Genomic DNA, 15,668 nt, shown 5'->3' on the forward strand with positions numbered 1-15,668 from the left:
CTCAGTGCGCGGGGCGCGACGATTACGGCTATTCGCGCTGTTCACGCCGTTCGCGCTGCCCCGTGATGGTGAAGAGGCCGTGGTCCGGGTCATGGAGGGTCGCCTCGTATCCCGTGTCGGTCAGGGCGGGTTCGGAGGCGACGCCGCCCCCGGCGGCCACGGCCGCCTCCGCCGCCTTGTCCACGTCGGGGACCTCGAAGTACACGTGCCAGCGCGGGCGTACCCGGGGGTCGGGCGCCGCCTCCACGGCCCCGCCGCGCAGCCCGGCGACCGTGTGCCCCCGGTCGCGGACGAGTACCTGGTCGTCGACGTACTCCACGTCGCAGCCGGTCTCGTCGGCCTGGGCCCATCCGAAGACCTGCGCGTAGAAGATCGCGGCGGCGAACGCGTCGCGGGTACGCAGCTCCAGCCACGCCGGAGCCGCGCCGCGCCCCACCGTCCACGACGGCACCCTGCCTTCCCACAGGCCGAAGACGGCGCCGTCCGGGTCGGCGGCCAGCGCGGCGCGGCCGGTACCGAACGCCAGGGGACCGACCGCGACCGTGGCGCCGCGTTCGCGGACCCGGGACGCGGTCTCGTCGGCGTTCTTCACGGCGAAGTAGGGCGTCCAGGACACGGCGATGCGCAGGGTGTCGGCCAGGGCGCCGAGCCCGGCGACGGGCGCGCCGCCCGCGAGGGCGACGGCGAACTCCTCGCCCAGCCGGGCGGGACGGTAGGTCCAGCCGAAGACGGCGCGGTAGAAGTCCTGGGAAGCACGGAGGTCACGGGCCAGCAGGCTCACCCAGCAGGGAGCGCCCGGCACCGCTTGTCTGGGGCCCGGCGCGGGGCCGACGGCCGGCATGGGTTCTCGACTCATTCCCGTTCCATTCGGGCTGGCCCCCACCGCGTGCCCCCGCCGGTCACCTTGCCAGCTCGGCCAGGGGCGCGCACGTCGGCTCGCCCGCCCGGATCGCTCCGCCTCAGCGGACGGGCGCGCTCGCCGCGCCCTGGCGGACGCCGCCTGTGGGGGCGGGCGGTGCTCACTGCAGCCAGATGCGGGCGATGAAGTAGACCAGCGCGGCGAGGACCAGCACGCCGATGAGGAACAGGGGAGCCTTGGCCCACCCTGTCGTCGGGTTGTAGGTTTCCTCCGGCCCCGCGTCGCACGTGCTGCTCTCGGCGGGCGGAGTCTCCCCTGGTGGCACCGACCCGCCGGGCTCCAGGCCCGGGGTGCTGTCGGGGTCCGGATCGGGATTCTTGTTGTCCATGTCGTACGAGTAGACGCCCGGCCCAGGTTTCACACCTGCGAGTCGGGTACGCGTGACGAGGGTTCCCCGCGGCCGGCAGGGCGGCGGCTGGCCCGCCCGGCGTGGCGCGCGAGCGCGGACGGCCCGCCGCACCAGCCAGCGAACGCGCCCCGCCGCCTGCCCCGCGCCCAACGGTCCAGCACCGGCACGCCAGGGACCGAATACTCCTGTATGAGTAGAAGACGGACCGTGCTCCGTCGAGGGCGCAGGCCGCTGGGGAGCAGCCGCTGACACGGCCCCGACCAGCGAGGAGACCGGAGGAGTCGCCCTATGACCGACCGCCGACCGCCGAACCCCGTCGACCAGCACCCGCAGCCGGAGTTCCCGCAGCAGGACCAGCCGCACCCCGGTGACACCGAGCGCATGGAACCCCGGCCGGACCACGGCGAATCCTCGTACCAGGGAAGCGGCCGGATGGAAGGCCGCCACACCGTGATCACCGGCGGTGACTCCGGCATCGGACGCGCGGTGGCCCTGGCGTACGCCAGGGAAGGCGCGGACGTCGTCTTCACCTACCTGGAGGAGGAGGAACACGAGGCCGCGGAGACATCGCGGCTGGTGACGGAGGCCGGGCGGCGGGCGGTCGCGGTCTCCTGCGACATCCGCGAGGAGAGCGCCTGCGAGGAGCTGATCCGCCGGGCCGTCGCCGAGTTCGGCACCATCGACGTCCTGGTGAACAACGCCGCCTTCCAGATGTCGCAGCCGGACGGCATCGAGAAGATCACCACCGAGCAGTTCGACCGGGTGACGCGCACCAACCTGTACGGCATGTTCTGGCTCTCCAAGATGGCGCTCCCGCACATACCCGAGGGCGGCAGCATCATCAACACCACCTCCGTCCAGGCGTACAAGCCCAGCCCGCACCTGCTCGACTACGCCATGACCAAGGGCGCCATCATCACGTTCACCCAGGGGCTCGCCGCGATGCTGGTGGAGCGCGGCATCCGGGTCAACGCGGTGGCGCCGGGGCCGGTATGGACGCCGCTGATCCCCGCCACGCTGCCGGACACCCAGAAGTTCGGCGCGCAGGCCCCGATCGGCCGCGCCGGGCAACCGGCCGAAATCGCTCCCGCCTACGTCTTCCTCGCGTCGGCGGAGGCGAGCTACATCACCGCGGAGATCGTCAACGCGACGGGCGGCACGCCGTTGCCCTGATCGGGGCATGCGGCGGGGGCACGGCCGGCGGGCGGATCGCGCAGCCCGCCGGGCGCCATGCCACTCAGCCGGACGCGGTCACCCAGCCACCCAGCTGTTCAGCCGATCGCTCAGTCGACCATGTGGGTATTGCCGAAGAGCGTGGCGTGCTCCAGCACGTCCTCCAGCGGGTCGTCGATCTGTCCCGTCGAAATCAGCGCCCACTGCGGCGCGTTGTGCGAGTTGTGGTGCGTCTCGTCGGCGTACGCGGTCCCGGTCGGCAAGACAGACGCCAGCACCATCGCGCCGAGAGCGGTGGCCTTCATCCTCATGTCGATTCCTCGCCTTGCGTGTTTGTCGGCTTGTGCCATCGACAGGGATATCCACCCGATCGGCCCAAAGGTCACGGCAAGACACGCAAGGTCATCCGAACCGGTTGCGGCATCCATCGAACGCCATGTGGTAATGCCGCATGTTCAGCCGTGTGCTCACGTCGTGTGCGCAAGTCGGCCACCGCGGCGTCCGCGTACGGCGTGACGCGTTACGGGCGCCCGCCCACACCCGACGCCAGCTCGCCCAGCCTCCCGCCGGGCCGACGGCCGCGCAGCGGCGGAGTGGGCGCGCCGACGGGCTTCCGCAGCCCTTCAAGGAGCTCCGTCAGCGCGTAGTGGGCGCTGTGCTGGGGCTGCCAGCCGAGCTCGTCGGCGGCGCGGCCGGTATCCATGACCGGCAGCCGCAACACCGTGCGGAGGAGCCCTGGCGTGGCGGGCACCAGGCGCAGCCGCCACAGCGCCGCCACCGCGGCCGACGCGGCGCCCGCCGGCACCGGCACCAGCCGCGCGCCGAGCAGCGTGGCCAGCTCCCTGGCGTCCACCACCGGCTCGGCGGCGAGGTTGAAGGCTCCGCTCACGGGGCGCGTCACGGCCCGCACGAACGCCTCGGCCGCGTCATCGGTGTGCAGCACCTGGAACCGCAGCCCCGGCACGTCGGGCACCACCGGGACCAGTCCCGGGCGGGCGAGCCGTCCGGGCACGAAGGGCCCGGCGAAGAGCCGGCGCTGCTCCGGCGAAGCCGACCGCTGGAAGATGAAGCCGGGCCGCATCCGTGTCACCCGGATGCCGGGGTGGGCCAGTTCGAAGGCGTCAAGGACGCGCTCCACGTACGCCTTCTCCCGCGGATAGGCGGCCTCGGGCCAGCCGTGTGTCGGCCAGGACTCGTCCACGGCCCGGTCCTTGGGGCCGGGCGAATAGGCCCCCACGGACGAGGAGTAGACCAGGACGGGGACCTCGGCGGCGCTCACGGCGTCGAAGACCCGGATGCTCCCCTCGACGTTCGTGCGCCACGTGGTGACCGGATCGTGGGTGGGCTGGAACAGCCAGGCCAGATGGATCACCGCGTCCGCACCCTGGAAGTGCCCGGTGAGTCCGGACCGCTCGTCGCCGACGTCCGCTTCCACCCACGTCGTCTTCGGCTGGGCCCAGTCCGGCCTCCGCCGGGCGATTCCGACGAGGGAACCGATGCGGGGGTCGCGAGCGAGTGACCTGACCACGCCCGTACCGACATTGCCGGTGGCCCCGACCACCACGACGCGCAGTGGGCGGCTACCTGGAGGTGTTCGGCTCGTCATCGCTGGCGCCCCTCTGCTGCTCTGCTGTGTCCGTGCGGATGTGGCGATGCGGATGTGGCGGTGCGGGGGATACGGGACCGCACAGTCGCGCCAATGTGCGTGTCTGCGGCTTTTCGCCCGCTCCACGGGCATTCCGGGTATCCCGGGGTCTTCCGGCGCAAACACCGGGCGCGGCGGCGGCCGCGGCACCGTCCCGGCGCGTGGGGACCCCCGCGCCCCGAGAGCCTGGCTTTCTCCGCGCGGAGGGCTTGATCACCCCCTGCGGCTGCCTCATCCTGGCAGCAGTCCGAAAAGGCCACTGTTCAGAATCGCCTGCCTGCCTGCCTGCCTGCCTGCCTGCCTGCCTGCCTGCCTGCCTGCCAGTCGGTCGGTGGGTCGGTCGGGGCCGGGCCGGTCGCGAGGCCGCGGGCGCGAGCGAGGCGCGGGAGGAACGTGACGGACGACTGGGGTGGGGACGCTGGAGGGCCGGACGCCGCCACGCGGACCACGCGCGGGTACGCGGGCAAACCGGCGGCCGAACGGCGCGCTGAGCGGCGGCGCCGACTGCTCGCCGCGGGGCTGCAGCTCTTCGGCGACAGCCCTGGCTACCGCTCCACCTCGGTCACGGCCCTGTGCGACGCCGCGGGCTTGTCGACACGCCAGTTCTACGAGGAGTTCCGCAACCTCGAAGAGGTGCTGTCGGTCCTCCACCACCAGGTCAACGACCGAGCCGAGGAAGCCGCCACGGCGGCGCTCGGCGAGACCGCCGCGCTCGGCGTCGAGCAGCGGGCCGCCGCCGCCTTCCGCGCGTACGCCCAGGTCGTCACCCGCGATACACGGTACGTCCGGATCGCGTTCGTCGAAGTCGTCGGTGTCAGCGCCGCGCTGGAGAGCCGGCGCTTCGCCCGGCGGGCTCGCTGGACCGATCTCATGCTCGCGGAGGCGGCCGCGGCGGCCCAGCGCGGCGAGGCCGCCCGCCGGGACTACCGGGTCGCGGCGACCGCCTTCATCGGCGCGGTCAACGGCCTCCTGCACGACTGGTCCGCCGGTTGTGTCACCGCGACCCTCGACCAGATCGTCGACGAACTCGTCATGATCCTCGTCGGCGTCCTGCGCCCCCACGGCTGGCTTCCCGCGACGGCGGGGCCGGAACCTGGCGCGGCCGGAGCCGGGCCCTCCCCGCCGTAGCAGCCGTAGCAGCCGTAGAACGGACACCGTACGACACGGACGACGCCGGACGGCGACAGCGGCGACCATCCGCCCGCCCAGCAGGATCGAAGGCCCACCCTCCAGGGTTGAAGACCGGGTTAGGCTCGGTCGGCGTGACGACAGACGCGACGCTGGCGACCGCCCAGCGATCACTGGGCGACCCGGACCTCACCTATCCGCTGTGGCCGCCACTCACCCACGGCTGCCCCCGAACCAGCACGGACACCGTCTCCTACCCCGTCGAAGTGGACTACGCCTACGCGCGCGTGAGCCACGATTTCCTCTCGGCGGGGGGCTCCGCGTCGTGCGGTGCAGGGCTGGAGCGGTGGGCGCAACTCCTTCCGCCGCTGGCCGCGCCCGGTCTCGGCGAAGGCGGTACGCCGCTGGTCGAGCTGGAGCCCGGGGTCTACGTGAAGGACGAGTCACGCAACCCCACCTGGAGCCACAAGGACCGGCTCAACCGCTGCACGGTCAGCGCCGCCCTGGGGGTCGGCGCGCCGGGCATCGTGGTCGCTTCCTCCGGTAACCACGGGGCGTCCGCTGCGGCGTTCGCCGCTCGCGCCGGTCTGCGGTGCGTCGTCCTCGCGTCCGCCGGAACACCGCCCGCGGTCGACGCGTTCCTGCACGCCTACGGCGCCGTCGTGCTGCCGGTGCCGGAAGCCGCGCGATGGCCCCTGATGCGACAGATCGTCGACCGGATGGGCCTGCACCCCGTCAGCAACCTCACCCCCACGCACACCGGCCACCCCTTCGGCCCCGAGGGCTACAAGACCATCGCGTACGAGATCCACACCGAGATCGGTGTGCCGGAGGCCGTGTTCCTGCCCACCGGATACGGCGAACTCCTCTTCGGCGTCTGGAAGGGCTTCGCCGAACTGCGCGATCTGGGCCTGACGGCGACGGTCCCCCGGATGTTCGGATGCGAACCCGCCGCCGGTGGCCCCCTCGCCGCCGCGGTGCGCCAGGGACTCCCCGCCGCACGCGTCACCGTGGGACCGACCGACGCCTACGCGATCGACTCCGCGGTCAGCGGTTACCGCGGGGTGGTCGCCCTGCGGGACAGTGGCGGCCGTGCCCTGCTCGTCACCGACGAGCAGATGAGAGCCGCCCAGCGCGACATGGCCCGGGGCGGCCTCTGGGCGGAACTCTCCAGCGCCGCGGCACTCGCGGGGCTGCGGAGCGTCGAACACGTCGACGGCCCGGTCGGCCCGGTCGTCTGCGTTTCCACCTCCAGCGGCTTCAAGGACCGCGGCGTCGCCTCCGGCACGCCCACCACGGCCACCACGGTCGACCCGGAATGGAAGGAAGTGCGCCGCATACTGCGGGCCGCGGGCGTCGGGGAGTGATGACGGCCGTGGTGCCGTGACCGTGACCCGGGGGCCCGTGGCCCCGTGACGCCGGGGCCGCGGCCCGAAGCGGCGGCGGGCTGTTTCCTCCCTGTTTCCTCCGGGGAACCCGGGGCACCCCGGAAGGGGACCAAGGCAGGAGGGTACGAGATGAGCGCCTTCACCGCGAGACGAGGACGGGCCACCGCCCGGCGGGTCGCGAACAGTTCGGCCATGGACGGAGCCGCACGCTGGGGGCTGGCCGCCCGTGGGGTGGTCTACATCCTCGTGGGGCTGCTGGCGTTGCGGATCGCGTCCGGCGGCGGCAGCGAACAGGCCGACAGCGGCGGGGCCTTGCGGGAACTCGCCGAGAGGCCCTTCGGGTCCTTCCTGATCTGGGCGATCGGCGTCGGGCTCGCCGCGATGGCGCTGTGGCGGCTGTCGGAGGCCCTGTTCGGGGCCGCCGGGCCCGGTGGGCACAAGGCGAGCAAGCGGCTGCTGTCCGCCGCACGATGCGTGTTCTACGCCGTGGTCGCGTACTCGGTGATCTCCTTCGCGGCCAGGGAGAAGGGCAGCGGATCGAGCGACAAGCGGTCGCGGGACGTGACGGCCGACGTCCTGGGGATGCCCGCCGGTCAGTGGCTGGTCGCCGTCGCCGGGCTGGCGGTGGCCGGGGCGGGCGTGGTGATCGCCGTACGGGCGGCGCTGCGGAAGTTCCGCAAGCATCTGAAGAGCACGCTGATGTCCCGTGACGCCCGGAAGGCGGTCGACTTCCTGGGCGTCAGCGGTGGCATCGCGCGCGGTGTGTTCTTCGTCGTCGCGGGCGGCTTCGCTGTCAAGGCGGCGGTCGCCTACGACCCGGACGAGGCCAAGGGCATGGACGACACACTGCGTACTTTCGCCGACACCCCGGCGGGGCCGTGGCTGCTGGCGCTGATCGCGGTGGGGCTGGTGCTGTTCGGCGTCTTCTCGCTCGCACTGGCCCGCTGGCGCAGGGTCTGACCGGGCGCCTGTTGGTGACAGGTGTTGTGGGCCCCGTCCCGGCATCTCAGGGACGTCGGGCTTGGCCGTTGTGTGGGGGTGCGGTGGGGCCTGTGTGCGACGGCGGTATGCGCACGCGACGCAAAGGTGGATAGGGACAGGCGGGGCACGTACTGTCGGCCTGCGTGGTGGCTGAGCCGACTGGCCGGTGCCCGTACACATCAGGTCGTGGCCCTGGATGGGTTGACACCTATGGATCTTCTTCCGTTTGCCGCCGCTCATGCCGTCACGGTGGCGGGCTGGCCGACTTCTTTGAGGGAGGTCGTCATGTGGTGCGGGCGGCAGGAGTTCCCCGTGACCCCGCAGACGATCACTGACTGGCAGCGGGACGACGACGTGCGGGCCCACATCCTCGTCGAGGATGAGAAAGTCATCGGTTACGGAGAGTTGTGGTTCGACGCCGAGGAAGACGAGGCCGAGCTCGCCCGGATCATTGTGGCGCCCGGCATCCGCGGGAAGGGGCTCGGCCGTGTGCTGGTGCGAGGGCTTCTCGCGCAGGCTCTCGGGGCGGGCTGTTCCGACGTCTTCATGCGGGTGCATCCGGACAACGAGACAGCTCTGCGGTGCTATCGGGGGGCCGGGTTCGTGCCGGTTGAAGCCCACCTTGCCGGGAGTTGGAACGTTGCTCAGCCGGTCGGCTATGTCTGGCTCACGCGCGATGCCGAAGCCCCGTGCGGCTGAGCGTCACCGGCAGTGCCGGATGCGGGACCGCTCCGCGCCGGTAGGAGGACCGGGCCTCCTGGCCCTCCTACCCGATCATCGGCCCCGATCACTGTCCCCGATCATTGACCGCGTTCATTGATGGGGCGCGTCACGCCTCGCGGACCCCGAAGGGCCGTCTGCCCCGGAATCCTGGGGGAGCGTCACCGCTGAGCCGGAGTGCAGCGTGATGTGTACCGGCGTAAGGCTAGTGGCATCGGCCGACGGCTCCCCGGTGCCGGAGTGACGGGCGTAGCGCGGATGGGCGCCTCCGCTGATCTGGAGGCGGACGCGGTGCCCGGCGGCGAAGCGGTGGGCGGTGGAGCTCATCGGCACGGTGACGTCCGAGGGAGTCTCCCCGGTGGTCCGCAGCCGGGTCAGCCCGTCGCAGACATTGGTGGAACGCCCTTGCGCGTCCACGTCGCAGAGCCGGGCGAAGACATCGGCGTAGCCGGTGTCCGTGGAGACCCGCAGCCGCGCGGAGACGGGGCCGAGAGCGTCCACGGGCTCGGTCAGCGGCGGGCTGGTGAACGTCAGGACGTCCTCCCGCGCTTCGAGGTCGCCGTTGTCGCGGGGACCGGCGGCGCGGGAGAGGAGGGGCCCGCCCATTGAGGGGGTGGGGTCGGCCGGGTCGTAGCGGAAGGACGTCAGCGGCGCGGACCCCACGGGGGCGCGCTGGGTGAGAGCCCCGTCCGGGGCGGGGAACCAGTCGGTCGTGGCGGTGGCCGGCACCGCACCGCGCCTCCGCACCGCGCCGCACCGCCGCGCCGTTCCACCGTGCTCAGCCGCCTGATCGTGCGGACCGCTCCCCGCCCCGCGCGGGCGCGGGCGCGTAGCGCTACGGACCACGGGCGCGGATCGACGGGTAGTCCGTCCTGTGTGGGCGCGGGCGGAGCCCGGCGCCCGCCAGCGCCCCGCCTCCGCGCAGGCGCGAACACCCTCTGCGGGGGCGGCGGTGTCCCTACGTCCCGTCCCGCCCACGCCCGCCCCCGGGGGTCACGATTACGTCTCGGAGGGGGCCCGGAGTCTTGCGTTCCGCTGATGTAATCGATTTCATTCGTCCTTGTAATCGATTCCACAAGGAGGTGGAACGCGGATGGCGAGCATCAAGGACGTCGCTCGGCATGCCGGGGTCTCCGTCGCCACGGTCTCCCGGGTGCTCAACGATCACCCGTCCGTTCGCGCGGATACCCGCGACCGGGTGCTGGCCGCTGTCGCCGGGCTCGGCTACCGGCCCAACGCCGTGGCCCGCTCGTTGCGTACCGACCAGACCCGGACCCTCGGGCTCGTCATCAGCGACGTGCTCAACCCGTTCTTCACCGAACTGGCCCGCTCCGTGGAGGACGAGGCCCGCGCGCTGGGCTACAGCGTCATCATCGGCAACGCCGACGAACGCCCCGATCTCCAGGACCATCACGTCCGCACCCTGCTGGACCGGCGCATCGACGGCCTGCTGGTCAGCCCGACCGACGGCGGCTCGCCACTGATGCTGGACGCGGCACGCTCGGGCACCCCGATGGTCTTCGTCGACCGCTGGATGCACGGGGTCGACGTCCCCGTGGTCCGTACGGACGGGCGCTCGGCGGTGCGTGACCTCGTCGCGCATCTGCACGCGCTGGGGCACCGTCGGCTCGCGATCATCGCGGGACCCGCCGCCACCACCACGGGACGTGAGCGGGTCGACGCCTTCCGGTCCGCGCTGCGCGAGTTCGGCCTCGCGCTGCCCGCCGCGTACATCGGGCAGGGCGACTTCCAGGCGGACAGCGGACGTCGTGTCACCGCGGGCTTCCTCGCGCTTCCCGAGCCGCCCGAGGCGATCTTCGCCGCCGACAACCTCATGGCGCTGGGCGCGATGGACGAGATCAGGGCGCGTGGACTGCGCGTCCCCGACGATGTGGCGCTGGCCGCGTTCGACGACATCCCGTGGTTCGTGCACACCGACCCGCCGATCACCGCCGTCGCCCAGCCGACCGGCGAGCTGGGCCGTGCCGCCGTACGGGCCCTGATCGACGTGGTCGAGGGCCGCCCCGCCGAGTCCGTGGCCTTGTCGGCCCGCCTCGTCGCACGCCGCTCCTGCGGCGAAGAAGGGAGCAACCGTTGAGCAAGCGGCCGCCCAGCCAAGCCCACGCCAGCCACGACCGGCCCCCCATTCAGGACCGGACCCCGTCGCCCGCGCGCGAACTGCTGCGCACGGAGGGCCTGCGCAAGACGTTCCCCGGCGTCGTGGCCCTCGACGGCGTCGACTTCGACCTGCGCGCCGGTGAGGTACACGTCCTGCTCGGCGAGAACGGCGCGGGGAAGAGCACGCTCATCAAGGCGCTCTCCGGTGTCCACCAGCCCGACGGCGGGCGTGTGTTCATCGACGGCGACCCGGTCCGCATCCAGGGCGCACGGGACGCGGAACGGTTCGGCATCGCCACCATCCACCAGGAGTTCAACCTCGTCCCCGAGCTGAGCGTCGCCGAGAACATCTTCCTCGGCCGCCAGCCGCGCCGCCTGGGCATCGTGGACCGCAAGAAGATGTACGCGGACGCCGCTGCGCTGCTCGACCGGGTCGGTGTCGGAGTCGACCCCCGCACCCGGATTCGCGAACTGGGCATCGCCCGGTTGCAGATGGTGGAGATCGCCAAGGCGCTCAGCCTGGACGCCCGGGTTCTGATCATGGACGAGCCGACCGCCGTGCTCACCACCGACGAGGTCGACAAGCTGTTCCGCATCGTCCGCGCGCTGCGCGCCGACGGGGCGGGGATCGTCTTCATCACGCACCACCTGGAGGAGATCGCCGCTCTCGGCGACCGGGTCACCGTGCTGCGCGACGGCCGCAGCGTCCAGCAGGTCCCCGCGGACACCGACGAGGACGAACTCGTACGGCTCATGGTCGGCCGCAGCATCGAGCAGCAGTACCCGCGCGAGCGCACCAGCGAGCCGGACGCGGGCGCCCCGCCGCTGCTGAAGGTCGAAGGGCTCACCCGCGACGGCGTCTTCCACGACGTCTCCTTCGAGGTGCGCGCCGGAGAGGTGGTCGGCCTGGCCGGGCTCGTCGGTGCGGGGCGCACCGAGGTGGCGCGTGCCGTGTTCGGCGCCGACCCGTACGACTCGGGCACCGTCGAGGTGCTGGGCCGGGTGCTGAGCGGCCATGATGTGCCCGCCGCGATGGACGCCGGGATCGGCCTCGTACCGGAGGACCGCAAGGGCCAGGGCCTGGTCCTCGACGCCCCGGTGGACGAGAACCTGGGCCTGGTCACCATGCGTCGCGCGACCCGCGCCGGGCTGGTGGACCGGGCCGGGCAGCGGCGCGCCGCAGCGCGCGTCGCGGAGCAGCTCGCGGTCCGGATGGCGGGTCTCGACCAGCGGGTGCGCACCCTGTCCGGCGGCAACCAGCAGAAGATCGTCATCGGCAAGTGGCTGCTCGCCGACAGCAAGGTGCTGATCCTCGACGAGCCGACGCGCGGCATCGACGTCGGCGCGAAGGTCGAGATCTACCAGCTCATCAACGAACTGACGGCGTCAGGCCACGCGGTCCTGATGATCTCCAGCGACCTCCCCGAGGTGCTGGGCATGAGCGACCGGGTCCTGGTCATGGCTCAGGGGCGGATCGCCGGTGAACTCGACGCGCAGGAAGCGACCCAGGACGCCGTGATGGCCCTGGCCGTAAAGGAAACGGAGGGCTCCCGTGGCCACTGACACGACCGGCGCGGCCAAGGCTGGCTCAGCCAAGACCGGCTCAGCCAAGACCGGCTCAGCCAAGACCGCGGGGAGTTCGCTGCCGCTGCGGCGGATGCTGCTCGACAACGGAGCGCTCAGCGCCCTGGTGGTGCTGCTGGTGGCGATGTCGCTGCTGTCCGGCGACTTCCTGACCACCCAGAACCTGCTGAATGTGGGCGTGCAGGCAGCGGTGACCGCGATCCTCGCGTTCGGCGTCACCTTCGTCATCGTCTCGGCGGGCATCGACCTGTCCGTCGGTTCGGTGGCGGCCCTGTCCGCGACCGTCCTGGCCTGGACAGCGACCTCACACGGCCTGCCGGTGTGGCTGGCCGTGGTGCTCGCGGTCGCCACCGGCGTGGCCTGCGGGCTGGTGAGTGGCGCGCTGGTCTCGTTCGGCAAGCTGCCGCCGTTCATCGCCACCCTCGCCATGCTGTCCATCGCCCGTGGCCTGTCCCTGGTCATCTCCCAGGGCAGCCCGATCGCGCTGCCCGATCCGGTTTCCACCCTGGGTGACACGCTCGGTGGCTGGTTGCCGGTGCCCGTGATCGTGATGGTGGTCATGGGACTGCTGACGGCCGGGGTGCTCGGCCGTACGTTCATAGGCCGTTCGATGTACGCGATCGGCGGCAATGAGGAAGCGGCGCGGCTGTCCGGCATCCGGGTACGCCGTCAGAAGCTCGTGATCTACGCGCTGTCCGGCGCGTTCGCCGCCGTGGCGGGCATCGTGCTCGCCTCCCGGCTGTCCTCGGCGCAGCCGCAGGCCGCCGTCGGCTACGAACTCGACGCCATCGCCGCGGTGGTGATCGGCGGCGCCAGCCTGTCCGGGGGCGTCGGCAAGGCGTCCGGCACGCTGATCGGCGCACTGATCCTCGCGGTGCTCCGCAACGGGCTCAACCTGCTGGAGGTCTCCGCGTTCTGGCAGCAGGTCGTCATCGGTGTGGTCATCGCGCTGGCGGTGCTGCTGGACACGGCACGGCGCCGCGCGGGCGCACGCCCCGCCACCGGGGCCGCGGGTGCCTCCGGCGCGTCAGGACCGGGGCGCCCGGGCCGCAAGGGCGCCCGGGCCGTGACGTACGTGGTCGCCGCCGCGCTGGCGGCGGGGCTGCTGTTCGGGGTCTCGCAGTGGCGGTCGGGCTCGTCCGGTTCGGGCACCAAGGTGGGCCTGTCGGTCTCCACGCTCAACAACCCGTTCTTCGTGCAGATGAAGGCGGGCGCCCAGGCGGAGGCCAAGCGGCTCGGCGCCGAACTGAGCGTCACCGACGCCCAGAACGACGCGTCGCAGCAGGCCAACCAGCTGCAGAACTTCACCAGCCGCGACGTGCGGTCGATCGTGATCAACCCGGTGGACTCGGACGCGGCGAGCCCGGCCGTGCAGGCCGCCAATGACGCGGGCATCCCCGTCGTCGCCGCCGACCGCGGCGTCAACAAGGCGGACGTCGCCACCGTCGTCGTCTCCGACAACGTCGCGGGCGGCAAGCTGGCCGCCAGGGCACTGGCCGAGCAACTCGACGGCAAGGGCCGGATTCTGGTCCTCCAGGGCACCGCAGGAACCTCCGCGTCACGCGAGCGCGGCAAGGGCTTCGCCGAGGGCATGAAGGCGTACCCCGAAATCAAGGTCGTCAGCAAGCAGCCCGCCGACTTCGACCGGGCCAAGGGCCTGGACGTGACGACCAACCTGCTCCAGGCGCACCGCGGCATCGACGGGATCTTCGCCGAGAACGACGAGATGGCGCTCGGCGCGGCCAAGGCCCTGGGGCCCAAGGCGGGCAAGTCGGTCAAGGTCGTCGGCTTCGACGGCACCCCGGACGGGCTGAAGGCCGTGCGCGACGGCTCGCTGGCGGCGACCGTGGCCCAGCAGCCCAAGGAGCTGGGCAGGCTGGCGGTCAGGAACGCGGTGAAGCTCGCCGAGGGCGACAAGACCGCCCGTACGGTGAAGGTGCCGGTGAAGATCATCACCGCCAAGTGACGGTCCCGTAGGGACGGTCCCGTGCGGAGGTTCGGTACGGCCGGTCCCGTACGGTCGGCAGGGGCCGCGCCACGCGCGCGGCCCCATCCGCCATCCGCCATCCGCCATCCACGCGGTCATCAGCCATCCAGTACGGGCCACGCGCCACGCGAGCGATGCCCCACGAGACCCCTGAGCCATGCGTCATGAGAACCATCAGTCACACGAAAGGACGTACGAGATGCTCGACTACGACCTGCTGGTCGTAGGGTCGGCCAACGCCGACCTCGTGGTCGGTGTCGACCGCCGCCCGGCGGCCGGTGAGACCGTCCTCGGTTCCGACCTGGTGATCCACCCCGGCGGCAAGGGCGCCAACCAGGCCGTCGCCGCCGCCAGGCTGGGAGCCCGCGCGGCACTGCTCGCCCGCGTCGGTGACGACCCGCACGGCGAGCTGCTGCTGGACGCGCAGCGCGCCGCCGGTGTGGACACCCGGGGCGTACTGGTCGGCGGCGCGCCCACCGGCGTAGCGCTGATCACGGTGGACCCGTCCGGTGACAACAGCATCGTCGTCGCGCCGGGCGCCAACGCCTGCCTCGCACCCGCCGATGTGCGGGCGGCGAGCGGCCTGCTGGCGGCGGCCCGGGTCGTCTCGATGCAGCTGGAGATCCCGCTGGAGACGGTCGCCGAGGTGGTACGCACGGTACGGCCAGGCACCCGGGTGCTGCTCAACCCCTCGCCCCCGGCCGCGCTGCCCGCCGACGTGCTGGCCGCCTGTGACCCCCTGGTCGTCAACGAGCACGAGGCCCGGATGCTGCTCGACGAGGGCCCGCACAACGGGGCGGCCGAGCCCGAGGCGTGGGCCGCCGCCCTGCTCGCCCGCGGTCCGCGTTCGGTGGTGGTGACCCTGGGCTCGGCCGGTGCCCTGGTCGCCGACCGGCAGGGCGTGGTGCGCGTGCCCGCGCCGCGCGTGACCGCCGTGGACACCACGGGCGCTGGTGACGCGTTCACGGGCGCGCTCGGGCTGCGGCTCGGCAGGGGAGACGACCTGGCGACGGCGGTGCGGTTCGCGGTCCGCGTAGGCGCCGTAGCCGTGACCCGGCGCGGGGCTCAGGCGTCGTATCCCACCAGCGAGGACATCCCCGCCTCGTGAAACGCAGCGGCATCCTCAACCGCCACCTCTCCGGTGCGCTCGCCCTCCTCGGCCACACCGACACGGTGATGGTGTGCGACGCCGGTCTGCCGATCCCGGCGAGCGCGCTGGTGGTGGATCTCGCCTTCCGGGCCGGAGTGCCCTCGTTCGCTGTCGTGCTTGAGGGCCTGCTGGAGGAGCTGGTGATCGAGGGGGCCACGGCGGCGCTGGAGGTACGCGACCACAACCCGGCCACCGCCGCCCTGCTGGCCGGGTCCTTCCCGGGCCCGCCGGGACCGGCCCTGGAGCTGGTCCCGCACGAGGAGCTGAAGGCCCGTACGGCCGCGGCGCGGCTGGTGGTCCGTACGGGGGAGGCCCGGCCGTACGCGAACGTGCTGCTGCGCTGCGGCGTGCCCTTCTGAACATCCTTCGGCGCCCCGGACGCCGGACGCGGCAGACGGGTGAAGCAGCCGGCTGAAGCACCGGGCGCAGCACCGGATGGAGCAGCCCGGTGGCGTGCGGGTCCGGTTTCCGGCGCTGTTTCCCTGTGGGCCAGTGGGGTACCCGGTGGGCTCATGACACGCCTGTT

At 72.4% G+C, this 15,668-nt stretch carries 14 protein-coding genes and 1 pseudogene; 10 read left to right on the forward strand and 5 right to left on the reverse strand.

Annotated elements, in window-relative coordinates; genetic code table 11:
• Window positions 1-28: 28 nt before the first annotated feature.
• Both AC5P1B_RS01235 and AC5P1B_RS01240 read right to left on the reverse strand, forming a co-directional pair.
• A complete protein-coding gene (locus AC5P1B_RS01235; protein WP_493884234.1) occupies window positions 29-856 on the reverse strand; it encodes a VOC family protein in 828 nt (275 codons plus the stop codon).
• A 163-nt stretch (window positions 857-1,019) separates the two neighbouring features.
• Window positions 1,020-1,247, reverse strand: coding sequence for a DUF6480 family protein (locus AC5P1B_RS01240; protein ID WP_493884482.1), 228 nt, complete (start codon window positions 1,245-1,247; stop codon window positions 1,020-1,022).
• A gap of 309 nt (window positions 1,248-1,556) precedes the next feature.
• On the opposite strand from AC5P1B_RS01240, the gene AC5P1B_RS01245 reads away from it, so the two are divergent.
• Window positions 1,557-2,441 (forward strand): SDR family oxidoreductase, encoded by an 885-nt coding sequence (locus AC5P1B_RS01245; protein ID WP_493884235.1) that lies wholly within the window; start codon window positions 1,557-1,559, stop codon window positions 2,439-2,441.
• Window positions 2,442-2,551: 110 nt separating this feature from the next.
• On the opposite strand, the gene AC5P1B_RS01250 is transcribed toward AC5P1B_RS01245, so the two are convergent.
• Both AC5P1B_RS01250 and AC5P1B_RS01255 read right to left on the reverse strand, forming a co-directional pair.
• Window positions 2,552-2,752, reverse strand: coding sequence for a hypothetical protein (locus tag AC5P1B_RS01250; protein WP_493884236.1), 201 nt, complete (start codon window positions 2,750-2,752; stop codon window positions 2,552-2,554).
• Between the two features lie 209 nt (window positions 2,753-2,961).
• Window positions 2,962-4,047: an NAD-dependent epimerase/dehydratase family protein gene (locus tag AC5P1B_RS01255; protein WP_493884237.1), complete on the reverse strand. Its 1,086-nt coding sequence runs from the start codon at window positions 4,045-4,047 to the stop codon at window positions 2,962-2,964.
• A gap of 432 nt (window positions 4,048-4,479) precedes the next feature.
• Here AC5P1B_RS01255 and AC5P1B_RS01260 point away from each other — a divergent pair, with 432 nt between their 5' ends.
• The 4 genes from AC5P1B_RS01260 (at window position 4,480) to AC5P1B_RS01275 (ending at window position 8,282) form a co-directional block, all read left to right on the forward strand.
• Complete coding sequence (locus AC5P1B_RS01260) at window positions 4,480-5,214, forward strand: TetR/AcrR family transcriptional regulator (RefSeq protein ID WP_493884238.1); 735 nt, start codon at window positions 4,480-4,482, stop codon at window positions 5,212-5,214.
• Between the two features lie 134 nt (window positions 5,215-5,348).
• Window positions 5,349-6,581: a threonine synthase gene (locus AC5P1B_RS01265; RefSeq protein WP_493884239.1), complete on the forward strand. Its 1,233-nt coding sequence runs from the start codon at window positions 5,349-5,351 to the stop codon at window positions 6,579-6,581.
• A 150-nt stretch (window positions 6,582-6,731) separates the two neighbouring features.
• Window positions 6,732-7,562: a DUF1206 domain-containing protein gene (locus AC5P1B_RS01270; protein WP_493884240.1), complete on the forward strand. Its 831-nt coding sequence runs from the start codon at window positions 6,732-6,734 to the stop codon at window positions 7,560-7,562.
• Window positions 7,563-7,793: 231 nt separating this feature from the next.
• The gene (locus AC5P1B_RS01275; RefSeq protein WP_493884241.1) at window positions 7,794-8,282 is read left to right on the forward strand and encodes a GNAT family N-acetyltransferase; all 489 of its coding nucleotides are present in this window, start codon (window positions 7,794-7,796) and stop codon (window positions 8,280-8,282) included.
• Window positions 8,283-8,396: 114 nt separating this feature from the next.
• Here AC5P1B_RS01275 and AC5P1B_RS01280 read toward each other — a convergent pair.
• A pseudogene (locus AC5P1B_RS01280) lies at window positions 8,397-9,029 on the reverse strand (CocE/NonD family hydrolase); the annotation flags it as partial.
• 367 nt (window positions 9,030-9,396) lie between these two features.
• On the opposite strand from AC5P1B_RS01280, the gene AC5P1B_RS01285 reads away from it, so the two are divergent.
• The 5 genes from AC5P1B_RS01285 to rbsD all read left to right on the forward strand — a co-directional run bounded on the left by AC5P1B_RS01285 (window position 9,397) and on the right by rbsD (window position 15,501).
• On the forward strand, window positions 9,397-10,401 hold the full coding sequence (locus tag AC5P1B_RS01285) for a LacI family DNA-binding transcriptional regulator (RefSeq protein WP_493884242.1): 1,005 nt from the start codon (window positions 9,397-9,399) through the stop codon (window positions 10,399-10,401).
• A gap of 47 nt (window positions 10,402-10,448) precedes the next feature.
• Window positions 10,449-11,984 (forward strand): sugar ABC transporter ATP-binding protein, encoded by a 1,536-nt coding sequence (locus tag AC5P1B_RS01290; protein ID WP_493884483.1) that lies wholly within the window; start codon window positions 10,449-10,451, stop codon window positions 11,982-11,984.
• Between the two features lie 94 nt (window positions 11,985-12,078).
• Complete coding sequence (locus tag AC5P1B_RS01295; RefSeq protein WP_493884484.1) at window positions 12,079-13,971, forward strand: ABC transporter permease/substrate-binding protein; 1,893 nt, start codon at window positions 12,079-12,081, stop codon at window positions 13,969-13,971.
• Between the two features lie 220 nt (window positions 13,972-14,191).
• Window positions 14,192-15,100, forward strand: a complete 909-nt coding sequence (gene rbsK, locus AC5P1B_RS01300) for a ribokinase (RefSeq protein ID WP_493884243.1) — start codon at window positions 14,192-14,194, stop codon at window positions 15,098-15,100.
• Window positions 15,097-15,501, forward strand: coding sequence for a D-ribose pyranase (gene rbsD, locus AC5P1B_RS01305; protein WP_493884244.1), 405 nt, complete (start codon window positions 15,097-15,099; stop codon window positions 15,499-15,501). The genes rbsK and rbsD overlap by 4 nt, the downstream gene beginning before the upstream one ends.
• Window positions 15,502-15,668: the final 167 nt, after the last annotated feature.

This window comes from Streptomyces sp. A01 (assembly GCF_059026195.1).